The organism is Pseudoalteromonas sp. PS5 (assembly GCF_004103255.1).
GTDB classification, from domain to species: Bacteria; Pseudomonadota; Gammaproteobacteria; order Enterobacterales; family Alteromonadaceae; genus Pseudoalteromonas; species Pseudoalteromonas peptidolytica.
In genome coordinates, this window is sequence record NZ_RCSQ01000115.1 from 1 (window position 1) to 22,962 (window position 22,962).

Genomic DNA, 22,962 nt, shown 5'->3' on the forward strand with positions numbered 1-22,962 from the left:
TAATTAAGCAAATTGGTATTACAGCCTCAACCTTGGTTTATGCCAGCATTGTCAACTTATACCAAATAATTGTTTGGTATTTTGATAAAGCATGGCACCCAACAAGTTTGGTGTTTCAGGGCGGTATTCACAGAGCTTTTCAAATACTTCAACTATGCGTTTGGGCGTATTAACCTTTCCTTGATACCCATTCAGCGGCATGGATGGAGCATCGGTTTCTAGTACTAAGCTTTCAAGTGGCAATTGTGAGATGATCTGTGCTGTTTTTTCACCCCTTGGATACGTGATAGTCCCTCCAACTCCAAGCTTAAAACCCTGACTGATATAATATTCAGCTTGTTGTTTTGAGCCTGAGAAAGCATGGATCACCCCACCAAATTTTGGCTTAATGCGCTTAAACACTGCGGCTATCAGATGATGACTCTTACGGTGGTGGACAATAAGTGGCAACTCAAGCAAATTACTCAGCCTAACATGCGCTTCAAAGAGCGAAACTTGCTGCGCTAGCGCTTCACAAGTAGCGTCTATGCCACACTCTCCAATGGCACACAGCTGTGCACGGTTAAGCTTGGCGTGCTGGGCAAGTTTTGCCATATCACCTTCGTGGTGTTTGTCGATAAAATAAGGATGCAGACCCGCTGCAATCGCGCATTCTAGGTGTTTAGTTTTAAATTCAAGCAGTCGTTGCGACTGAGTAAGCGTAACACCTGGTACTATAAAACGTTCAACCCCCGCGCTTTGGGCGGCTTTTATATGCGTGGCTAAGCCCGCTGCCAACTCACTAAAATCAAGGTGGCAGTGGCTATCTACAAAAGCAAGTTTATGGGTTGAGTCGCTCAATTTCCCAGCTGCCATCAGCTTGTTTCACATACATAAAACGGTCATGAAGGCGGTGTTCTCCCCCTTGCCAAAACTCAATTTTGGTGGGCACAACACAATAACCGCCCCAAAAATCAGGAAGTGGTATTTCGCCTTTAGCAAACTTGTCTTTCATGCTACTAAAAGTTTGCATTAATGCTTGACGCGATGATACCGGGCGTGATTGTTGAGACGCCCATGCAGCAAGCTGGCTTTCTTTAGGCCGTGACAAAAAATACTTGGCAACACGGCTAGTTGGCAATGGTTGTGCTTCCCCATAAACAATTACCTGACGCTCAATCTCATGCCATGGGAAATGCAAACAGATCTTGTTGTTTTGTTTTAGCTCTTGCGCCTTTCTTGAGCCGGTATTAGTAAAGAAGACAAAGCCATTTTCATCAACATGTTTGAGCAATACTATGCGCTGAGATGGCTGCCCATCTTCATCTACAGTTGCAACTACCATCGCCGTGGGATCTGCAAATTTAGCTTCAATTGCCTGCTCAAGCCACAGTTCAAATTGCGCGACTGGCGTGTCCTTTAGCATCTCACGACGCAAACCATCTTTGGTGTACTCTCTACGAATATCTTCAAGTTTCATCACAATTTCCTTAATAATACCGATTTCACCTACTTTTTGCTTATCATGAAGAAGCTAATTGGTATAAAAAAGCCGCTATAAAGCGGCTTCTAGTATACCTTAATGCAAGTTAAAACGAACTTACATTTGCTCCATCACTTCAATACCTAGCAGGTCTAGACCTGTTTTCAGTGAATTAGCTACTAGATTGCAAAGCAACAGACGGCTTTCGCGTACTTCTGCTGCCACGTCCTCTTTCAAAATTGGGCACGCTTCATAGAATGTCATATACAAGCTGGCAAGCTCATATAAGTAGCTACATAGTACGTGTGGAGTCGCTTCGCTGATCATCAGATCAAGCACTTCTTCCAGTTGCAGTAGTTTAAGCGCAAGTGCCTTTTCCTGTGGCTCTTGAATTTGGATGCGACCAGTTAGACTTGTGCTATCGACATTTGCTTTGCGGAAGATACTGCGAACGCGAGTATAAGCATACTGTAAGTATGGCGCTGTTGCCCCTTCAAAGCTCAGCATTGTATCCCAGTTAAAGATATAGTCGCTGGTTCTATGCTTTGATAAGTCAGCATATTTCACCGCACCGATCCCTACCTTACGAGCGATTTCTTGGCGTGCTTCATCTGATAAATCAGAGGCTCTGTCAGCAAGCTTTTCAGTTGCTCGGCTTACCGCTTCATCGAGTAAATCCGATAGCTTAACGGTGCCACCTGTACGGGTTTTAAATGGTTTACCATCGTTACCCATCATAGTACCGAACAAGCTTGGCTCATAGCTGGTTTTATCTTTAAGTAGCCCAGCTTTACGTGCAGTGATCTCAACTTGGTTAAAGTGTAACCCTTGACGCGCATCAACAAAAATTAGGATGCGGTCAACATCTAGCTCATTTGAGCGGTAATCACAGGCGGCAAGATCAGTGGTTGAATATAAGAAGCCACCACCTGATTTTTGCACGATAAATACAGAAGGTTCACCGTCTTTATTTGCTAGTTCATCAAGGAATACAACTTGAGCGCCCTGATCTTCTACTGCAATGCCTTTCTCTTTTAGTAGCGTAATAACACCTGCAAGACGGTCGTTGTAGGCACTTTCCGCCATGATGTCATCACGCGTTAGCGTAACATTTAACTTGCCGTATACTTCTTCTGAGTGCTTAACAGACGTGTCGATAAACATTTGCCATAGCTTTTTACAATGTGCATCACCACTTTGTAGTTTGACTACATAATCACGGGCTTTATCGGCAAAACCTGCTTCGTCATCAAAACGCTTTTTAGCATCACGATAGAAGCTTTCTAAATCGGCAAGTGCGACATTTTCTAGATCAACGCCTTGGTTTAACAAATCTTCTAAGTGCGCGATTAGCATACCGAACTGGGTACCCCAGTCGCCCATGTGGTTTTGGCGAATAACGGTATCACCACGGAACTCAAGGGCGCGTACAACGGCATCACCAATAATAGTTGAGCGCAGGTGACCGACGTGCATCTCTTTAGCTAGGTTTGGCGAAGAAAAGTCCACAACGACTTTGTCAGGTGTCGCATGCTCTGCAACCCCTAGCTTGGCACCCGTATTTGCCGCTTCAAGGCTTGTAGCTAAAAACTCAGGTTTGAGGTGAATATTAATAAAACCTGGGCCTGCTATTTCTGTTTTATCCGCAAGATCTGTAACGTCTAAGTTATCGATTATTTTTTGCGCCAGTTCTCGCGGGTTGGTTTTTAATGCTTTTGCAGCTCCCATTGCACCGTTAATTTGGTAATCACCAAACTGTGGACGCGTGCTTTGTGTTACCGCAGGGTTTGTACCTTCAGGGATACCAGCCGCTTGCATCGCTGCATTGGCCTTTTCAATCAAAATACTTTTAATGTTCATTTGTTTTCCTTTAATGCGCAGCGATTAGTGTTCACGAGTTTCATGGAACTTCACGTCAGGGTAACGCTCCATAGATAAATTCAAATTCACGCGACTTGGAGCGATGTACGTGAGGTTGTCACCACCATCTAATGCTAAGTTTTGTTCACACTTACGACGGAACTCAGCCATTTTCTTCTCATCATCACAGCTTACCCAGCGTGCTGTTTGTACTGTTACGCTCTCGTAAATCGCATCAACGTTATACTCAGACTTCAAACGCGCTACAACCACGTCAAACTGCAGCACACCAACCGCGCCAACAATCAAGTCGTTGTTGATAAGCGGTCTAAACACCTGTACAGCACCCTCTTCAGAAAGCTGCACTAAACCTTTGAGTAGCTGTTTTTGCTTCAATGGATCTTTTAGGCGAATACGGCGGAATAACTCCGGTGCAAAGTTTGGAATACCACTAAATTTAAGCGTTTCCCCTTGGGTAAAGGTATCACCGATTTGAATTGTGCCATGGTTATGTAGACCGATAATATCACCCGCGAAGGCTTCTTGGGCACGCTCACGGTCACCTGCCATAAAGGTTACCGCATCTGCAATACTGATTTGTTTGCCAATACGCACATGATTCATTTTCATGCCTTGAGTATATTTACCCGACACAATTCGCATAAAGGCAATACGGTCACGGTGTTTTGGATCCATATTTGCTTGGATCTTAAACACGAAACCAGAGAACTTTTCTTCGTCCGCTTTTACTTCACGTTCATCTGTTTGACGCGGCAGTGGCGTAGGTGCCCACTCGGTTAAGCCATCAAGCATGTGGTCAACACCAAAGTTCCCCAGTGCCGTACCAAAAAACACTGGAGTGAGTTCGCCCGTTAAAAACAGCTCTTGGTCAAACTCGTGTGAAGCCCCCATGACCAGCTCAAGCTCTTCTCGCAGCTGCTCTGCGAGGCTTTCACCTACAGCCGCATCAAGTTCGCTGTTATCAAGCCCCTTGATGATACGCTTGTCTTGAATTGTATGTCCTTGACCGGTTTGATATAAAATCGTTTCATCACGGTGAATGTGATATACACCTTTAAACTCTTTACCACAGCCAATTGGCCAAGTAACTGGCGCACACATGATGTTCAGCTCGGTTTCTACTTCATCAAGTAGCTCCATCGGGTCACGAATATCACGGTCCAACTTGTTCATAAAGGTAACAATTGGCGTGTCACGTAAACGCGTAACTTCCATTAATTTACGAGTACGATCCTCTACACCTTTTGCCGCATCGATCACCATCAAACATGAGTCAACCGCAGTTAACGTACGATATGTATCTTCCGAGAAGTCTTCGTGCCCAGGAGTATCCAATAGGTTGACTAAGGCATCATTATACGGAAACTGCATCACGGAAGTGGTTACCGAGATACCACGTTCTTTTTCCATTTCCATCCAGTCAGACTTGGCGTGTTGGTTTGAACCTCGGCCTTTAACTGTACCTGCTTTTTGTAACGCCTTTCCGAATAAAAGTACTTTTTCGGTAATGGTGGTTTTACCCGCATCAGGGTGTGAAATGATCGCGAAAGTGCGTCTGCGCGACACTTCCTGCAAAATACTCATATTTGACATTGAAATTCTACTTATGGCATTGGTAACCGAACCAAAACTCGGCCACGCTAAATTCGAACAAAGATTGCTATATTCTCTCTGATCTTGGCCATTTTAACAACTTGATGACCATAATTTTCACAGTAAAAATCCATCATCTCAACCCAAGTCACTGTGCACTAGCGTGGCTTTTGTTGATACATTTGCTTGTCGGCACGTGAGAACAAGCTCGCCATGCTTTCAAATTTACTGTCGCACTTGGCAAATCCCGCCGAAAAGCCACACTTGGGTAACTGCTGTACCTTTAATGCTTGGTAAAATGCAGCTTCGCTTTGATAAATAAAGTCGTTTACCGCCTCTTCACTACCTCGTTGTACAATAGCCAGAAACTCATCGCCGCCATAACGCCCAATGATGTCATCTTCACCGCTTATTGCCTTGAGCGCTTTACCTAAGCATTGCAATACTTGGTCACCAACTTCATGACCATAGCTATCATTGATAGGCTTGAACCCATCCAAATCTAAAAAAATACAGTATAACGACGCGCCAAGCTTAAATGCGATGTCACGTTTATGTTCACCAAGCAGTTCTGTCGCTCGGCGATTTAATACTTCGGTTAAAGGGTCTTGCATCGCAATCGCTTTGATTTTGCTGTAACGCTCAATCATGACGAGGTCATCTTCGAGCATATCGCGCAGGTGCTCAACAAATTCAATCATTGATGGAGCGTAATCGGTTGGCTTAAAGTCCATTACACATAAAGTGCCGAATGACTTACCATTCGGCCAGTGAATGGGCACGCCTAAATAAGATTCAAAGCCATCTTCGGCGACTTCAGGGTTATCATACCATTTGGCATTGCAGCTGGCGTGTTGCTCGTAAAGATTGCGATTGTTAGCTAAGACATGCTTACAAAATATATTGGTTTCTTGGGGAATAAAGCCACCAGCGGGATAAGGATTTTGCGTTTGTGCACTGGAAATCATGACGGAAAAACCGTCTTGTTTTTTTTGTACCACAAATGCTGCAGGCGCTGAGAGTATTTTCGCTAACAAGTCGACTGTTTTTTGCCACTTGACTAACGCCTCTTGCGTTGTATCACGTTTAAATAGATCTGAGTAGGGCACACAGTTGCCTTGCTAAAAACCTCGGTGCCCTTAATAATAATTCGCTTAGAATAAATTTCAATTTTACGGCTTACTTCCGTGACAAAGCAGGAATATCCATCATATTTTTATAGCTTGGATCGATACTAAATTGCTTAGCTGGAAAGTTCACTTCTTTCACCCGCACAAACTGTGACGATGATTGCTGCCCGGGTTGACTACCCAAAGGTGAAACATCAATACTTATCTTATTCTCAAGCGTTGGCATGGTATAACCAGAGAGGCTGCCAACATACTGTTGATAGCGATTAAACACAGCGGCATGTTGAGCTGATAAGCCAATATCGGCGATGTCAGCAAAGCATACCTGTTGCTGTAGCATGGCCACGCTAAACTCATAAAGCTCACAACTGATACCATTAATCCGTGCACGCTGGTTTAGCTTTTTTAATTGATTACTGCCATTGCTCTTGAGCTGTTTGATTTGTTGCTCAGCCATGCGTAACGCATTTTTTGCCGTTTCAAGATGAGCTACATTCTCTAACCCCTCTTGGCTTTGTAATTTTTTTAATTCAGCCTCTTGCTTTGTCAACAAAGCAGACAAGTCACCAAACATGTTATTGCTCATTTCCATGTAGCTTTTTGACGTTGGTGTAACGACATATAGTTTGTTTTTCAAGGCATCAAATAGCTGATACTGTGCTGCGTTATCCATACGCATGGTATGGCCTTTAATCTTGAAGCTTTGCTGCCCAAGACCGGACTTGAATACTAGCTCCACTTCCGCTTGCGCTACCCCTGAAAGGGCCACTAATGACGCTGCAACCACAGTTTTAAACTTTAATAAATTCATAGTACTAAACTCAGAAATTACCGATATTGCCGATTAGGTTATAAATTGGCAGGAATAGCGCGCCGATAATGAATATCATAAATCCTCCCACTAAAAAAATTGCCACAGGTTCAACTAAGGTCTTTAGTTTATCTATGGTGTCATTAACACGGGTTGTATATTCATCAGAGATAAACCGCGCTTGATCTTCCAGCTTACCGCTGCGTTCACCTGTCATCAGCATCCTGATGATAAAGTTAGGGTACGACTTAGTTCGTTTAAATTCATCCGACAAGCTATTACCTTTGGCGACCCCTTGTTGAATCAGTTTTATATTTTCTTTATAAACTTCGTTGGGTACCGCCGCGGCAATTACTCCAAGAGATTTATAGATATCCACTCCTGAGCGCACCAACAGCGAAAAGTATTCAAACACAAAGGCCATATTTGAATAACGGATCAATTTACCCACAACGGGGATCTTAAGTGCGAGCTTTGAAACCCAATATTTAAACCCTCGATGTTTTTTATAAGCCACCGAGATCAGAAAAAACACCGCGATAATTGCCGCGATGTAATAAAGCGTGTCATGACGCAGTGAATCCGAGATATTCATCACCATCAGCGTAATGGCAGGCAGCTCAACTTGCATTTGCTGATATAGCTCTGTCATAGATGGGACGGTGTAATACATCCAAAACACACAGGCCAGTAAAGTTGCGAATAACACCACAACTGGATAGATCAGTGCTTTTTTCACATCCACATTAATACGACCAATGCGGTTAATATGTTCCGCCGCATTTAGCAATGTTTGGTCGAGTAAGCCAGTTTCTTCACCAATACGGCACAGATATAGCACTGAGTCAGGAAATACTTCGCCTTGCTTTTCCATTGCGGATGACAAACTGTTGCCAGACTCTAATGCCATTCTTAATTCATCCGCAATAGTTCTAAGCGCTGGGTTTTCCGCATATTCAGCAGCATCTTGAAGTGCACTAATAATAGGAATACCAGCTTTAAGCATAACCGCGATGTTTCGTAAAAAGTCTGCAATTTCCGACTTTTTAATTTTGCGCTTTGTCGACCAGTTTGATAGCGCATAAAAAGGTTGCCATACTGCGTTTACCGGCTCTAATGCAATAACGGCACAGCCCTTTCGTTCGTAATATTCATGGGCAGAAATTGGGTTATCAAAAGGCAGCTCAGCCACCCCTTTCATTGCTTGGCCATCGCGGTCAATGACTTTATATTTAAATAACGCCATTAGTTGTACTCCACTTCTTTAGCAACTAAGTTTTGCAGCTCATCAACCGTCGTCGTACCATTTAACACTAAGCTGGTAGCAACACTGTGCATAGACACGTAGTTACCCGCTTTTGCATGTGCATATAGCTCTGACACTGGCTTATTTAACTCAATGAGGTGACATAGCGATTTGTCTACTGACATAATTTCATAGACAGGCACACGTCCTAAGAAACCAGTATGGCCACATGCCTCACATCCGACACCTTTAGACAGTACAGCGGGCTTATCCAGACCCAAGTACTGCATTTCTTCTGCTGTGCTTTGGACTTCTTCGCTACAGTGGCGGCAATTTTTTCTCACCAAACGCTGAGATACCACGCCGACGAGAGAGTCAGCAATCATGTGGTTACTAATATCGAGTGAGCGCAATCTTGGGATTACTCCCATCACGTCATTGGTGTGTAATGTTGATAATACCAAGTGACCGGTTTCAGCCGCGGTCACAGCGGTATGCGCGGTCTCATTATCACGGATTTCACCGACTAAAATGACATCTGGATCATGGCGGAGGAAGTGCCTAATTGCATCAGCAAAACCATACCCGGCTTTTTCATTGACCTGAGTTTGTCTAGCCAGTGGTAAACGGTACTCTATCGGATCTTCAACCGTGACAATATTCTTCTTGAGCATATCTAAACTGCTCAAGCCAGCATGCAGCGTAGTGGTTTTACCCGAGCCGGTTGGACCGGTAAGTAAGATAATTCCAGAAGGCTTGTTAAACATACTTTCAATCAACCCAAGGTGCTCAGGTAAAAAGCCCAGTTGTGACAAACTACGCAGTTCCACCTCTCTTGGTAAAATACGCGCCACTAAGTTTTCTCCGTAAGGACACCCAAGCGTCGATACACGGATATCATAACTCAAGCCATTCACCACAACTTCAAAGCTGCCATCTTGCGGTAAACGCTGCTCAGCAATATCCATTGATGCACGCATTTTTATCGTTGAGGTTAAGCGGCTGAGCTCTTTAGGTAATGCAAATGCTGAGCGCATTACCCCGTCAACACGAAATGCCACACTAATGCTTTTTTCCATTGGTCGGATATGAATATCCGTCGCCCGTTTTTTAACCGCAAAACGTAGAATGTTAGTTAGCAACGTGTCTAGCGTGCGCACAGACTCTTTATCGGCAATAAGGTGGTCGATTTCGTCTTGAAGAATCTTTTCTACTGGGTTATTCAGGTAAAAGTAGTGGTTATGTAACAGCTTTTGGATCACCCCCTTTTCTGCAAGGTGGATGTCTAAATGTAGCTGGCAATATTTGTATACAAGCGCCCGTAGACCGTCTATGTTCTCATTACTCGTTGCAATCGTTAGGGTGCGCTCATCACATTTTAATGGAATAAACTGGCTACCTTTACATAAGTTAAAATTAAACTTTTTTAATGCTTCAGGTTCAGGAATATAGTGAGCTAGGTCAATATAAGGTAGCTTTAGTAATGTTGCCAGCTGTTGAGCCAGCGCACGCTGACTTACAAAGCCATTACGCTCTAGTACTTCACTTAACTTTTCGCCAGTGATCACTTGCTCTTGCAGTGCAAAATCGAGTTCATCCTGTTTAATAGCCCCTGCACTGAGTAATAATTCCGCTAGGGTCTTCATTTCTTGTGTCATGAAAAATCTCTAAATTCTAAAAAATTGAATATGATAAAGTGCAAACAAGGTTGCTTGATCTAAACTGGCTGTGGCTGGTAGCCCCAATACAAACTGTAACTTCTTAATCGCCCCAAGTGTTTGTACGCCCAACATGCCGTCAATGTCTCCACCGTACAAACCTGCGTTTGCTAGCGCCATTTGCATGTTGCTCAACTCCCCTTGTAGCGAAGATAAACCTGACCAGGTAAAAATACATTCATGTTTAACGGCAAAGCACACTGCTTGCCCTTGCTCAGAAACGGCATGTAGAGGAAATGACACCACCTGTAAGTTGCCGCTACGTTGCAACCAATTGATGATAATGGTGCTGTTTTGCGCAGCCAGCGCTGCTAAAATGTCTTCTTTTGCATAAAGCTGCCACAGTGATAATCCTTCCTGTTCAGGTAGTAAACGCTGAGTGAGTTCTTGTAGCGCACGCTCAGCTCTCTCATTCTTAGACGTTGTTGTAGTGCCATTACCCGCTGTGGTGGGAGTAATGTCAATGACTGCTGGCGCAGCATCAGTGACCACACTCAACTGTGGCGCTGGTTTCACTTCAGACTTGTTAATCGATAAGGGAACCCGCTCAGGCTCACTTACTGTTGTATTGGTGGAGTCAAGTATTAAAAACGCGTTGGGCTCGCTTGGTGTGACTTGCCGCGCATCACTTTGCAGCCAATTATCATAGTGGCCTTTGACCTTATCAATCACAGCAAACTTGCTCGCCAAAAAGGCTGCTGAAACTATCACTGTGGTATAAATACAGCCAAGGATTATCTTTTTTTTGCTACTGCGATAATAAAAGAACGCTTCACCAACATCGACAATCGCAAGACGAATAATATCACGACTGACCACAGACGTTTGCTTAGCCGCCAACACAATCAGCACTCTATCCATTAATAGATTTACTAATCGCGGCACCCCGCGAGTTGCTCGGTATATCAAGGCCAAAGCTAAGCGAGATACTTGCAGCGCATCACACCCTGACGCTTGGGTTTTATATTTAATATATTGCGCCATTTGAGCCTTAGATAACGGCAAAAACTGACGAGATAACGCAATACGACTTTTAAGTTGTCGCATCGACTTAGTATTCAGCGTGTCTTGTAACTCTGGTTGTCCCAACAGCACTATTTGCAGTAATTTTTCGGAACTGGTTTCGAAGCTGGTTAGCAACCGGATCAACTCTAGACTCGCGGCTGACAGATTTTGTGCATCGTCAATCACAACGACAGAAGTCACGGCATTCTTTTTATTTGATAGTAAAAAGTGATTGAGCTGCTGTAGTAACTCCGGCATCTCTTTTGAGCATGGCGTTAAACCAAAATCCACGATGATTTGCTCAAGTAAAGCAGTCTCTTGCACCACACTATTGAGCACCAGTGCCGTTGCCGCTTGCAAAGTGGCAAGCTCTTGGAGTAACACTCGACTAAAGGTCGACTTACCCAATCCCACTTCGCCTGTGATCACCACAAAACCACGTCGCTGATTGAGCGTAAACAAGACTTCATGCAGTAATGCTTGCAGGGTATCGTGCATGTAATAATGATTACCATCGGGTACCGCCGGAAACGGGTGATGTGTCATCCCGAGGCGCTCTATATGATGATCCATCGCTGGCATGGGAAACTGCAATCGTGTCATGATGATACTTGAAGAGACTGTAGATAACGCAAACGCGACAATAAATCGCGCGCGCGGTTTTGCAAGGTTATTTCCTTGAACCCTTGCTCTAGTAAGGCTCGAGCCTCGTCATACGACTTGAGCTGCATCTGGCAAACGGCAAGGTTCATTCTTGACTGTTCATCTGTTGGCACTAAATAAATCGCTTTTTGCCAGTAGCTAATTGCCTGCTGATAATTTGCCTGCTGCATATACATATATGCCCACGCCTTGGTAATAAATGGGCTCGTTGCTGATAAATCAGCATCATACTCTTGCAGTAGTATGCTTAGTTTTTCCCAATCTTGTAATTGCATCGCACGGCGAATATCGCCAAAACGCTGAGCGAGTGACTGTTTTGCTTGAGCCTTGATATTTAAATCAATTTTCACCTCAGGCTTCACTAAAATAGGTGTCTCTACCACCTCTGTTTGTGCTCTAGTATTGGCATTTTGAGGTTGCTGCGCATCAATATCTGACACGTCGGTGTCAACCGTGCTCACCGCTAGACGTGGCGTTTTTGGCTCAGCAAGCGCGGCAACTTGCTCTATGTTTTTTTCCGCTTCTTGAGACTCCAACGCATGCGCACTCGAAGGCGATTCAGTTTGCAACAGCAACTCTTGCGCGACACCTGTTGTTGCTGCATTCACATCACTCGGCTGCACCACTATCGAAGGGTCAGGTTTAGCACCATAATCCTTTGATAGTTGCGTGTCCTCCCTCACCTTGGTATCTGCTGTCGTGGCAGCTGGCACCAAACTGGTACTCTGCCAATCCCAAAGCATATACGCCGCGCCTAGTGCTCCTAGTACGCAAACAGGCACTAGCGCTTTGGTCAAGCGAGTGTTGGTCGTTGAGGACAAAGCTGCTGGCGTCGACGATGACGTTGACTCCAGCGCCTTGAGTGAATCAAAAATTAGACTCAAATCAGGTTAACCTTTAGTACTAGCACCAGCTCACGAACTCCTGTGCCGTTGCTCTTTTTCTTAAACAGGTTACCAAGTACTGGTAGACTGCCTAGCACTGGAACTTCTGATTCGTTACGGAAGTCTGATTGGTCAATCAAACCACCCATAATGATAGTGTTACCATTTTTCACCTGTAGCTGAGTCGACATCGACTTTAATTCAACCTCAGGCAGGGTCACTTTCACATCAGCACCCGCTTCTACTAAACCGAGGCTCAACGGATTTACTTTGCTTTGTACAGGGTGGATAGACAGGTTGATATCACCATTTTTTGCAATGAATGGCACCACACCAACCATTAAACCATCAAATACTTGGCGCGTTTGAACTTCCTGAGTAGTCGAAAGTCCTGTACCCGTGCCATTCGTCGTGATACGCGTGTCTGAAATATACGTTGATGATGTACCCACACTGATGATCGCAGGCTGGCCATGCTTCGCACGAATTGTCGGGTTAGATAGCACGCCAACATCGCCGTACTTTTGCATCATATCAATAGCAACTAATGTACTGCCCGTTGATTTGTGGAAAGAAAAGTCTGAAGTACCAGAGCCGCCCATTGGTGGGGTCGTTAACGTAATACCACGCGCACCTTGAGAAAGGTTACCAAACGTGCCAACCGCTTCTGATACGCTGCGGGTACCTGCCGAGAAAGCACTAGCAATATCATCACGTAAAATGCTCCAATCCACGCCCCAGCGGAAATCATCACTAAGGTTCACTTCAATGATTTGTGCTTCTATCAATAATTGACCGCTATGAACTTGCTCATAGTTATTCACTAATGTTTTAACCGTCTTCATTACCGACGGCTTTGCTCTTACAAATAGCGTACCTGTGGTGCGATTGAGTGAGTACATTGCAAGGTCGTTGCGCACGGCACTACCAAGGCGAGATAGCTTGCCTACTTCAGCCATGGTGCTTGCTCCCGCAATGGTGCCTGCAAGAATATCGCTGCTGTTACTGCCAACAAGCTTTTGCAGCATGTTCTCTAGGGCGTCATAAGGGTTTGAGTTTGGCATTGCAACGCCAGAAATAGAGAACTCACCTTTGATCTGGTTGTTACCAGACCCACCTGAACCACCATTTTGACCGCCATTACTACTGCCACCCAACACGTCGCCGCCAGTGGCAAAAGTACTTTCTACGTCAGACTCCATAAACGCTAAGTTAAATACCGCGTCTTCCATCGGGTTGACGATGATAGTATTGTTTTCAATAGCGCCAGAAACATCTGCGATACGCATGATTTGATCAAACACCATAGACGCACTCACGTCTTTAAACTCCATGCTAATTAAGTAATCAGCGTTGAGTAGGTTTGGATGTACCAATAAGTTCAATCCAGTTTGACCTGCAAATACTTTCAGCACTTGGTGTAGTGCCGCATTCTCAACCGACAAAGTAACCTTAACTTCATCAAGTGGATTAAACTCTGGTACTTCTACTATGCTTTGTGTTGCTTCATCTAATGCTTGTGTTTCTAGGCTTGCTCTTAGCTTCTGCATACGCTCCCAAGCGCTGCGAGACTGTTCTGCGATCAGCTCATGTGCTTCTGGCTGCTCTTTATGATAAGACTTGCTAAGGTCGACTTGATGACGTGGCGCATTGGCAGTACATCCTGCTAACACAAACGTAGCGGATATCATGGTCATTTTTATAGCAGAATGAGTTAACTTCATAAAATTCTCGTTAAGTCGTTTTAATTGAAATTGGTGATTAATTGTTTAATTCTTTTAGGCCGCCATTGGCATCTAAAATCGCTGCATTATCGATTGCTAGCTGAACTACATTACGTGCATTTTTTTTCGCCTTTTCCGAGCTAGATACGCTCTTCTTAGCTTCGTGAAGTTGCTTTGCTGTCAATCCAATTACGGCAGTATCTGCCGCCGCTGCTAAGCCGTAGCTTACCGTTGCAGCTACTTGCATACCTGCTGAGACGCACATATTCACGGCAAGACCTAAGGAGGCTGCACATGCGGCAAACTTGGCACCTGATTTAACCCCTGAAGCAGCTGTCGTTGCGACCGTTGAAGCAAGTTTTGCTGGTGCCATTGCCATATCTGCAATAGCTTGAGCTTCAGCTCTGTTTGCTGACACCAATACCCCACTGGCGTCGTTGTAAGTCAGCACGCTGCTTGCAATGGTTTGCTCAATTGAACGATAGGTTTCAAGTAATGCTGGACAACCTAATTGCGTGCTCAGGTTAGAAACTGAAACGGGTACGGTCGTATCATCATAGGTATTCGAATGTGCTTGCGCTTCTGAAGCGAACAATCCATTGTTATTTACAAGTCGACTTCGGCTATCCAAGCGCTGGTTGTTTCCAAGCCTGATTAGTACATAGGCAAGCGACTGCTGAGATGCAAAATTCATCCGCAGCGCTGGTTGGAAACCTGCACTATTAAGGGATGTATATAAGCTATTCCCAACATTTTGCTCAATTGATGATTTAAAAATATTATTCGGTTTTGAATTATCTACCCAGTCCAGCAGTGCAAGCTTATAGCAAAAATCTCCCAAGTTTGTGAGTACAGGGTAATCATAAGGTGAATCACTCTCATCGGTAGTATCAGGAGCTGTCGCACCAGCTTTTGCCACTTTATCAAGGTAACTTAATAGGTTGCCTGCTTGTTCCTGCACTTTACATTCTGCAACACTAAACCCATATTTAGGGTCTTTGTACTGCTCAGCCATCTGCTCACAAACGTGGGCTGGTGAGTCTTTGTTGCTCTCGTACTTGTCAACCTCAGCTTGATCTGACCTAAACGCATCTTCAAACTCTGTGATCACACCATCTGAGCGCTGGAATGTATCGCGAAATAGCTTGGTCATGACATTATCAAGGCGAGTATAAAGGCCTTTGAGTTTGTCATAATTTGCTTTTTTCTCTTGCTCTGCAGCAGTGGGTGAGTCTGGTAGGGTGTAATCAAATAACTCGGCACGAGATTTAAAGTCACCTTTAACATCACGTTCAGTGACATCATCCCCCGATTTTTCTTTTATTTTCCCCGTATAATAATCGTCTACTTGACCACGCACGTCGCTAAGCGCTTTACTAAAGCCCTCATATAATGTACTTGACGCTCGCGTGCTTTTATTTGCAAAATCCATGGCTGCTTGATTCATCGCGGTACGGATCAATGCTTCATTACTAGAGTTCAAATCTGTCAATTGGTCAGCTGCAATTGCGTAACTATCCAAGCTGGTAAACCCTTGCTTATAGTAATTGTTTAACGTTGCGTCAGATTTGGTTATCCCGTTGTAGCTACTCACCTCTTGATTAAATTGATCGATTAATTGCTCAAGCTCTGCTCTTTGTGCGTTGACCTCAGCAATCGACATATCTGAGCGAGTCAACAAGGTGTTTACGATTTGGTTAGCATCACCACTCACTTCACCTAATTTTTGGTAGTACTCATGAAAGTCTACCACTTTGTGAAGTCTAGCCTCAGCTTGTGTTACTTCCTTATATACCGAAGAGTTTTCCGAGAAGTCATCCGCTTTGTTCGTATCACCATCCAATAAGGTGATTTTTACTCTGCGCTCAGATGCAAGTTTAGAGATATAGCTTTGGTTGATTTCATTGGCAATTGCGTCACCTTGCTTGTCCGCATCGCTACTGTATTTATAAGCTTTATTAACGATGATACCAGCTCTAAACGCGTCTAATTGCGCTTGAACATTTTGGTTATGGGCTACGTTAGGGTCTGGTGTATAGGTTTCTGGTTGCGTGTCATCTGGTGGTACATCAGACACGGTAACGTCTTGAGGAATGCCTCCTTCAAAGTTTACTTTACGAACCTGCTCATTCGAAGACGCTAAATCAAAGCGTTGCCCGTTCAGCGAATCACGGTATGGCGCATAATTTAATCCTCGAACATCGCGCTTTGTTAGCCCCAAGGTGTTATACGGGACTAAACCTTCGGTGCTCGTCAAGGCACAATCTTCAAGGCCGTCTGAGTCGGAACTATCCGGACAAGGTAACCTGTGGTGAATAGCAATAAAACCGTTGATTGCTTCATTCACTCGCTCAGCAGATAGCTTTTGTTGTGATACCACATCTAGCTCATCTTGCTTTGCCACCACGGCGCTAAGCGCAACCGCTCCTGCGGTTATTGTAAGCAGAGTAACCATTAAAGGAAATAAACTAAAACCTGCGTGATTTAGTCGCATGAAATTGCACTCCCTTTTTGTTCTTGTGTAAATGTTCTTAAGGTATTACAGGTAGAATTTAGCTTTCCAATATATTCCTGAACTTTGCTTTTTTGCGACTTCGCCCGGTCTTCTGTTTTTTCAGCATTCACTAACGCTTCAATTGAACTGGCAACCGCAACTGCAGCCGCGGCTATATCGATTGCAGACGCTGCAACGGCACTCATTGTAGAAGGGTCTCCACTGGTTGCATCAGCAGCGCCGTCTAAATTACCAGCAACTGCAGAGGCGGCTTGCGCTGCTGCTACTGCCATATTGACACCGGAACTCACTCGTACCATGTAAAGGTCACTCAGTGTGCCGTCTAGTGTTCCAATCGTAGAGTTAAAGGCTTCTCTTTGAATGTCCAATAGTCGAATTTGACTTTCCATGCTATTGGCTGCAACCAGCAATCCAGTGCAATTTAGCTCTCCAAGTAGCGGAACCAAGCCTTTGCTTACCGCTCTATCGTCACTGATAGCTCGCTCTGTTTTTCCAGGAATAAGGTAGGTATTTTCCCTGTTGTAAATTAATTCGGAGCCAACTTGACTCACAGTATCGACGTTACCATCGCTTAACTGGCCATTGTCATAATCCTTGAGGCCACCGCTGATTAAGGTAAACCCGGTTTGACCAGCATTTGCAACCTCATTAGTTCTAATATGCTGACACAAGGTATACATATTCGTCGCATTTGTGCTGCTAAGCACTGAGCTAACCTGATAGCGAATAGGCTGATTCCAAGCGTCTGTAATTACGCCATCAAGCCCTAAGGTTTCGTAAGGCAAGGTACCATAACGAGAACCACAGTCTTCTTTGCCATCTTGATTGGTATCTGGGCAAGGGAGGCGTAGATTGGTTTGTAAATAATTAACTAAAATATCTTCAGCGGCAAAAATACTCGACTCAGTGACCAAATAGTCATTTCTTGTTTGCTGTTTGTTAAATGCACCAAAGCCAATACCTGCAATTACAGCCAGCAGGCTCGTCAATATCGCCAGCTCAAGTAATGAAATGCCTTGTTGCTTTTTAAATGAATTTACACTGTTCACTTGATTTGACCTGCCTGCTCTATTTCACGTGCTTTTTGCAGCTCTGCTCGCATCGTTGTACCGGCAAGTTGAGCTCGCTGGATAAGTTTGTCATGATATTCAAGTGCCGCACTGAGTGTGTCACGAGCATCTCTTTGTTCTGTTGTATTCGTGTCTAGATACCATTGCACTTTGACAAGATCCGCAACGGCAAGCGCCAAGGCAAACCCCGCAGGCACTGCAGCACCGCCTTTAGAAGATATCATGTCATCTGTGGCATCCTTTATTGCCGCAATATTGAAAAGCTTGTCTAAGTTAAGAAAAATCTCATCAAGCTCCAGTCGAGCTATCCCCTCTGCAGTGTTGAGCATATATATTTCAGAGTTAGCTAGGTGAAGCTGATACATGTTCTCATTGGCAATGTGTGCAATGCCTTTAAATAAAGAGGTGTTTGCTTGGCTAAGACGCTTACCGCAATTCAACTCTCTATTTAGCTGTGCAAATGACTTAATGAGCGTAGTGTCATCATACTCATTCGTTGCAGTACGCGACTCTGCTTGAAATTCAAATACATCATCGGTATTTCGCTCAGAATAGCCTTCACCCGTAAGTACTTTTTGTGAGCGAGAAATAGACAGTGCGTAGGCGGGATAAATAACCCCTGCTGTCCCATTTTTTGCTTGGATACGCTCTGTAAATAAGCGTTGATTTTTTTTGGCACTGAGCACATCACTAATTTCATTGCCGCGCTCAAGTGCTGTTAGCTGCTGGCAAAAATCAAGCGTGTTGATGGTATTGGTTGTAGTTTGATAGCCATCACTTTGCTGTAGGTCATCAGAGTCGCTGGTTTTATTAAAGCTTCTACCTAAGTAGCTAAAATATAAGCTGGTACTGCTATCAGCTACACGGTAACGATTCACAGCGCAGTCACTTTTCCCCTCTTCACAAAGGGGCTCGTGGTTTACAGGTACTTGGCTATAATGATTGCCTTGGATGACCAAATCTTTGCTGTCTTGCTGCTGTCTGTAAACGCCGTATTCAATACTCACTCTACGCCATTCTTCATCAGCATTAAGTGCGATTTGCAAATCCGCGACAGGTAAATAACCGACATGCACTTTGTTATCGCCACTGACACCGTGCTCAGTCGGATTTACCGTAACCCCAGACGGCACCGTACAATCTTCACGGCCATCTAAATTGATATCAGGACAGGGTAAGCGGTGGTGGGTTTGTAAAAAGCCTAAAATTGCCCCATCGATTTCATCAAGTAGTAAGCGTGACTCACTGATTGATAAAGTTGGTGAGTCTTCGCTTTTCCCTCCAGCACCAATACCAGAGGTCATAACAGGTAAAATAGCTGCAAGTAATAAGCTTAAAACGGCCATACTCACTGCTAATTCAACAAGGCTAAGTCCTTGCATACGCTTAAGTTGACTGCGAACCATAACTAATTACATACCTGCGAAATTAAGTTTGCCATCGACACAAAGTGCACCACATCGTCATACTGTGCTGACTTCTCACGACCTGAAAATTCGTAGCAATTATTGCCACTGCCATTTTCGCCATCCAGCATGCCGTTTATATTGTCCAAATCTTGTGCGCCCCCTGAGACCAACACAAAAGCTGGATTAAAAACATCAGCAGCCTGACAATTCAATCCCCTAGCTCGGATCACCGACAGTCTGTTGGTACTGATAGCAGCTCTATAACGAGACTTGGTTTTTTCACATAAATCATCGAGGTTCAGTCGCCCACCATCCCAACTGCTTGTTGCGCTGTCTACTAACTGAGTCAATGCAAAATCAACGGCATAAAATGGGGCATTGCCAAAAGTATCAACGGGTCGTTGCTCTAGCGCGAGTGTTGTGAAAGGCAAAGTACCTTTTAATAATTCAGGTGGCGTTGCTGCATTAGGGCAATCTTCACTACCATCATTATTGGTATCGGGACAAGGTAAGCGATAATGGGTTTGCGTAAACAGCAAAAGTGGTGCTGCGTAAGCATCTAAACTGAGATTAGAGCCTGAGGCGGCAAGCTTTTCATTACTACTTGTTGCCTGCACTCCGGGCTTTTTACTGTTGTTCATCATCATCCCAGTGCCAACAGAAATGAGGATCCCTACAACCATGATATAAACCGCAAGCTCCAACAACGTGAAGCCGCGGGTTTTACGCTGTGTTATTACCCCGATACTTGGCATTTATAGCGCCTCACCAGTCATGCTTAACCGCGCCATCTGGCCTTGCTGATAAAACACCGCAGTTCTATCTTGCACATCAACCAGTTTTGCACCAGACGGTAAGGTCTGGCCAAGCTCATACACTTGGTTATCGACTACTGCGTACATTTTATCTGCTGACTTATAAACCATGCTCAAGCTATGCTGGTTAATCACACTTTGTAAGTCAAAGTTGGCATCTCTTGCCACGTAGCCAAGCATACCCAGTGACAATGCCTTATCGTTTTCAGCTATCACAATTTGTTTGTCGAGGATAGGCAACAGCGCATGCAGCCGCTCCTCATCAAATTTAGAGTAATTGAGTGTGTGTAAGGGCGGCACTCTTACTGGGTCGTTAAAAGACAGTTGAGCAGGTGCTAACCAATTCGCAACCGCCGTAACAATACATGCGCCGAGCGCCATTCCAACGCCTGCTAATCCTAATTTTTTACTCATAGTGGACGCTCCAAATCTAATGCAAAGCTAACCCCTTTGAAGCTGGTTTGTACCGAGCTATCTCTAAGCTTGTAACCTTGACTTGTGAGTGACTTAACAAATTGGTTAAAGTGCTCTATTGGATCGTCTGATTGCGCAGTTTGTGTCCCCACTAAACTAATAAAAAGCTTGTTTTCGTCAGTTTGTTTTGGGTAATCAAAACTTATCCAATCAAAAACCACAGAGTTTTGTGGGATAGCCGTTGCAATATCAGCGAGAACTTCATGATAGCCGGGCAATTTAGAAGCATGCTGAATACGCTCTAAATCATCCAAATAGAGCTGATAGTCGTTTTGCTGAATGACTTTGCTTGGAATTTGCTCAGTTAATGTACTTTGCATGCTCTGCACTCGAGCGCTGAGCTGTTGATGACTTTCGCTAACTTGGAAGTATTGAAGGCCAATATAAGCATTTGCTGCCAGCAATAAGCTAGCCACCAGTGGCAAGCTTTTTTTAGCCAAATAAAGATATTTTGACTCGCTTTGATTCAGTGCATGCTTAAGCGATAAGCTATCCAAGTGAGGTGCTAGTGAACTAAACATAGGCTGGCCATCAACAATCACAGGAGTTGCTGTGACAGGCTCTAAATCAAGTTGCAATTCACTGGCAAGCGCTTCAGCCCAATCAACACTTGCGTCTGGTTCTAACCAAAAATGTACCGACACTGAGGTCGACTTCAAACGCAATTGGCGCTCAAGCGTACGCAAAGCATTGGTCAAACTTGCGATACGGTTTTCACCTTGGAACATCACCTTAGGCAATGACTCAAAGCCAACCACTTTACCCTTTTGACTGAGTAAAATACTAATATCACTTTCTGTGACAACGAAGCTAGCTCGTACCTGATTGCTTTTATTTGTCGCCGCAAGGCTAGCGTAGAGATGATAATAAGAAAACAACAGGGTATTGTGTAACGTATTATCTGCAATCACCTGATAACGATTATAGGTTTCTAGATTAACCGGTGCGTAAAACACACTGTTGTTCATTTGCGCTTGCTTGTTTTTTTGGATCGCAAGCAACTGCACATTACCTACAATTTCACCACTGTCTTTTAACTCTTTGGATAAGATAAATTCAGCGTATTTATAATCACACTGAATATGCTTAAACGCCGCAGTTGTGGCAAAGTCTGTCACCAAATGAACGTTTTCAGACAAGGTACCGACAAAGTTATTTACGCCTTTATGCTCTAGCGTCTGCCAGTTTTTTCCGTCGATTAAGACCAGCTTTCCATGGCTTTCAACTAAATACTTATTTGACATTATTTCTGTACCACCAATGCTGTGCCTTTATAAGACAGTAAGAAGTTTTGTACTTCATTTTGGCTGTGTTCCAGCATTTTCACTCTATCTGTGATACTGCCAGACAAGCTCATCCCTTCACGACTCAACTGAAAATTTTGAGGTACATAAAAGCGCCCAGGCTGACTATGTGTTTGTGACATATAAGCATCAATTTCGGCGATAGGGATCATTTGGCGGAAGTTAACTTTATACGCTTGCAAACTAGACTCACCAAGCCCTAATGAACTTGCTTTCTCGGTTAACTTAGTAACCGCAGCGTCGAAGTTTTTTCGCTGCTCTAATTTAGCTAAATAGCGCTTTTGCTGCTGTTGTTGATTTATTAGTTCAGAAAGAACTAAACGCTCTGATCTTAATGCTTTATCCGCAGAAGCCTGTAGGTATCCCACTACAGGCAAACTGATAGATAACAGCAAAATGAGCGCTAAGCTGATGCGAGTAATCATACTGCTCTCTTATTGCTCCATTTTGTAAACCGCAGTCACTAACATTACGGCATCTTCGTCTCGGTTAAGTCCTTCACGACTTTCCACAACTTGGTCGTTCATCGCATAGGTGTTGTTACCTAACCATTCGCGACCAGACTCACCAGACGTTGTCAGTGAATTTGGATTAGGGTTGTATTGACGGAACATACCTTCGATTGCATCTGCTTTGCCATCAATCATACGGTCAAACTCTCGAGCCAGCTCAGGAGTAAGGCCTCTTAGCACCATCACATTGCCACTGCCGTGAATTTGCCCCTCAGGGTTCCACTGGAAACATACCTGAACTTCTTGTGGGTTACCGTTGCTGTCAAGGTAGACAAATCTATCTTCCCTACCTTCAGAACGAGCTGCTGGCATGCGGATCCCTTGGCGATCCATCAAATCATGTAAACTTTGTGCAGCTAGCGCACGGTCATCGTCCATACCGATACGAGTATGCCCTGCACCCTCACAAATACGCGGCAGTGTTTCTGGCAAGCGAATATCACTTCCTTCAACACCTGGCACCCCTGCGCCACCAGCATTTTGTTGACGAATACCGACATACTCAAACTCTTTACCTGCAACCATGTAGCGCGGCTCTTGCTCACTATCACCTAGTACAACACCGGTGCGGTTATAGTACTGGTTATATGCCATTACCCACTGGTCGATAAATGTTTGCTTGAGCTTTTGTACTTCGGCGTTACGCTGTAGGTTTTGTCCTACTGACACGGCACTGATGATCAAACCAATTACCACCAGCACGACTGCCATTTCAACTAGCGTGAAACCTTTATTCTTGTTCATTG

Annotated in this window: 19 protein-coding genes; all 19 read right to left on the reverse strand. The window is 44.3% G+C overall.

Going from position 1 to position 22,962, the window contains the following annotated elements:
* Positions 1 to 51: 51 nt before the first annotated feature.
* The 19 genes from D9603_RS14590 to D9603_RS14680 all read right to left on the reverse strand — a co-directional run bounded on the left by D9603_RS14590 (position 52) and on the right by D9603_RS14680 (position 22,960).
* Positions 52 to 855, reverse strand: a complete 804-nt coding sequence (locus D9603_RS14590) for a TatD family hydrolase (protein WP_128731859.1) — start codon at positions 853 to 855, stop codon at positions 52 to 54.
* The gene (gene pdxH / locus D9603_RS14595) at positions 821 to 1,462 is read right to left on the reverse strand and encodes a pyridoxamine 5'-phosphate oxidase (RefSeq protein WP_206644506.1); all 642 of its coding nucleotides are present in this window, start codon (positions 1,460 to 1,462) and stop codon (positions 821 to 823) included. The genes D9603_RS14590 and pdxH overlap by 35 nt, the downstream gene beginning before the upstream one ends.
* Positions 1,463 to 1,579: 117 nt before the next feature.
* Positions 1,580 to 3,322, reverse strand: coding sequence for an arginine--tRNA ligase (gene argS / locus D9603_RS14600; protein ID WP_128731861.1), 1,743 nt, complete (start codon positions 3,320 to 3,322; stop codon positions 1,580 to 1,582).
* A gap of 24 nt (positions 3,323 to 3,346) precedes the next feature.
* A complete protein-coding gene (prfC, locus tag D9603_RS14605; protein ID WP_128731862.1) occupies positions 3,347 to 4,936 on the reverse strand; it encodes a peptide chain release factor 3 in 1,590 nt (529 codons plus the stop codon).
* A 158-nt stretch (positions 4,937 to 5,094) separates the two neighbouring features.
* Entirely contained in the window at positions 5,095 to 6,045 is a 951-nt protein-coding gene (locus D9603_RS14610; protein WP_128731863.1) for a sensor domain-containing diguanylate cyclase, read from the reverse strand.
* Between the two features lie 70 nt (positions 6,046 to 6,115).
* Positions 6,116 to 6,877, reverse strand: coding sequence for a hypothetical protein (locus D9603_RS14615; RefSeq protein ID WP_128731864.1), 762 nt, complete (start codon positions 6,875 to 6,877; stop codon positions 6,116 to 6,118).
* Positions 6,878 to 6,887: 10 nt separating this feature from the next.
* Positions 6,888 to 8,123 (reverse strand): type II secretion system F family protein, encoded by a 1,236-nt coding sequence (locus D9603_RS14620; RefSeq protein ID WP_128731865.1) that lies wholly within the window; start codon positions 8,121 to 8,123, stop codon positions 6,888 to 6,890.
* Positions 8,123 to 9,781, reverse strand: a complete 1,659-nt coding sequence (locus tag D9603_RS14625; RefSeq protein ID WP_128731866.1) for a GspE/PulE family protein — start codon at positions 9,779 to 9,781, stop codon at positions 8,123 to 8,125. The genes D9603_RS14620 and D9603_RS14625 overlap by 1 nt, the downstream gene beginning before the upstream one ends.
* Before the next feature lie 9 nt (positions 9,782 to 9,790).
* Complete coding sequence (locus D9603_RS14630) at positions 9,791 to 11,449, reverse strand: ExeA family protein (protein ID WP_128731867.1); 1,659 nt, start codon at positions 11,447 to 11,449, stop codon at positions 9,791 to 9,793.
* The gene (locus D9603_RS14635) at positions 11,446 to 12,393 is read right to left on the reverse strand and encodes a tetratricopeptide repeat protein (protein WP_128731868.1); all 948 of its coding nucleotides are present in this window, start codon (positions 12,391 to 12,393) and stop codon (positions 11,446 to 11,448) included. The genes D9603_RS14630 and D9603_RS14635 overlap by 4 nt, the downstream gene beginning before the upstream one ends.
* A complete protein-coding gene (mshL, locus tag D9603_RS14640) occupies positions 12,390 to 14,117 on the reverse strand; it encodes a pilus (MSHA type) biogenesis protein MshL (RefSeq protein WP_128731869.1) in 1,728 nt (575 codons plus the stop codon). Before mshL ends, D9603_RS14635 begins: the two co-directional genes overlap by 4 nt.
* A gap of 37 nt (positions 14,118 to 14,154) precedes the next feature.
* A complete protein-coding gene (locus D9603_RS14645; protein ID WP_128731870.1) occupies positions 14,155 to 16,611 on the reverse strand; it encodes a hypothetical protein in 2,457 nt (818 codons plus the stop codon).
* Positions 16,602 to 17,681, reverse strand: coding sequence for a hypothetical protein (locus D9603_RS14650; RefSeq protein WP_128731871.1), 1,080 nt, complete (start codon positions 17,679 to 17,681; stop codon positions 16,602 to 16,604). Before D9603_RS14650 ends, D9603_RS14645 begins: the two co-directional genes overlap by 10 nt.
* A complete protein-coding gene (locus D9603_RS14655) occupies positions 17,678 to 19,108 on the reverse strand; it encodes a prepilin-type N-terminal cleavage/methylation domain-containing protein (RefSeq protein ID WP_128731872.1) in 1,431 nt (476 codons plus the stop codon). The genes D9603_RS14650 and D9603_RS14655 overlap by 4 nt, the downstream gene beginning before the upstream one ends.
* A gap of 2 nt (positions 19,109 to 19,110) precedes the next feature.
* Entirely contained in the window at positions 19,111 to 19,866 is a 756-nt protein-coding gene (locus D9603_RS14660) for a prepilin-type N-terminal cleavage/methylation domain-containing protein (RefSeq protein ID WP_128731873.1), read from the reverse strand.
* Positions 19,867 to 20,340, reverse strand: coding sequence for a hypothetical protein (locus D9603_RS14665; protein WP_128731874.1), 474 nt, complete (start codon positions 20,338 to 20,340; stop codon positions 19,867 to 19,869). It lies immediately after the preceding gene.
* The gene (locus tag D9603_RS14670; protein WP_128731875.1) at positions 20,337 to 21,644 is read right to left on the reverse strand and encodes a hypothetical protein; all 1,308 of its coding nucleotides are present in this window, start codon (positions 21,642 to 21,644) and stop codon (positions 20,337 to 20,339) included. Before D9603_RS14670 ends, D9603_RS14665 begins: the two co-directional genes overlap by 4 nt.
* Entirely contained in the window at positions 21,644 to 22,129 is a 486-nt protein-coding gene (locus D9603_RS14675) for a hypothetical protein (RefSeq protein ID WP_128731876.1), read from the reverse strand. Before D9603_RS14675 ends, D9603_RS14670 begins: the two co-directional genes overlap by 1 nt.
* 9 nt (positions 22,130 to 22,138) lie before the next feature.
* On the reverse strand, positions 22,139 to 22,960 hold the full coding sequence (locus tag D9603_RS14680) for a type II secretion system protein (RefSeq protein ID WP_128731877.1): 822 nt from the start codon (positions 22,958 to 22,960) through the stop codon (positions 22,139 to 22,141).
* Positions 22,961 to 22,962 lie beyond the last annotated feature (2 nt).

Bases quoted from the DNA above. Each gene is read 5' to 3' on its own strand.
- D9603_RS14590 (WP_128731859.1), bottom strand. From the start codon at position 855: ATGGCAGCTGGGAAATTGAGCGACTCAACCCATAAACTTGCTTTTGTA.
- argS (WP_128731861.1), bottom strand. From the start codon at position 3,322: ATGAACATTAAAAGTATTTTGATTGAAAAGGCCAATGCAGCGATGCAA.
- prfC (WP_128731862.1), bottom strand. From the start codon at position 4,936: ATGTCAAATATGAGTATTTTGCAGGAAGTGTCGCGCAGACGCACTTTC.
- D9603_RS14615 (WP_128731864.1), bottom strand. From the start codon at position 6,877: ATGAATTTATTAAAGTTTAAAACTGTGGTTGCAGCGTCATTAGTGGCC.
- D9603_RS14620 (WP_128731865.1), bottom strand. From the start codon at position 8,123: ATGGCGTTATTTAAATATAAAGTCATTGACCGCGATGGCCAAGCAATG.
- D9603_RS14625 (WP_128731866.1), bottom strand. From the start codon at position 9,781: ATGACACAAGAAATGAAGACCCTAGCGGAATTATTACTCAGTGCAGGG.
- D9603_RS14630 (WP_128731867.1), bottom strand. From the start codon at position 11,449: ATGACACGATTGCAGTTTCCCATGCCAGCGATGGATCATCATATAGAG.
- mshL (WP_128731869.1), bottom strand. From the start codon at position 14,117: ATGAAGTTAACTCATTCTGCTATAAAAATGACCATGATATCCGCTACG.
- D9603_RS14645 (WP_128731870.1), bottom strand. From the start codon at position 16,611: ATGCGACTAAATCACGCAGGTTTTAGTTTATTTCCTTTAATGGTTACT.
- D9603_RS14655 (WP_128731872.1), bottom strand. From the start codon at position 19,108: ATGGTTCGCAGTCAACTTAAGCGTATGCAAGGACTTAGCCTTGTTGAA.
- D9603_RS14660 (WP_128731873.1), bottom strand. From the start codon at position 19,866: ATGCCAAGTATCGGGGTAATAACACAGCGTAAAACCCGCGGCTTCACG.
- D9603_RS14665 (WP_128731874.1), bottom strand. From the start codon at position 20,340: ATGAGTAAAAAATTAGGATTAGCAGGCGTTGGAATGGCGCTCGGCGCA.
- D9603_RS14670 (WP_128731875.1), bottom strand. From the start codon at position 21,644: ATGTCAAATAAGTATTTAGTTGAAAGCCATGGAAAGCTGGTCTTAATC.
- D9603_RS14675 (WP_128731876.1), bottom strand. From the start codon at position 22,129: ATGATTACTCGCATCAGCTTAGCGCTCATTTTGCTGTTATCTATCAGT.
- D9603_RS14680 (WP_128731877.1), bottom strand. From the start codon at position 22,960: ATGAACAAGAATAAAGGTTTCACGCTAGTTGAAATGGCAGTCGTGCTG.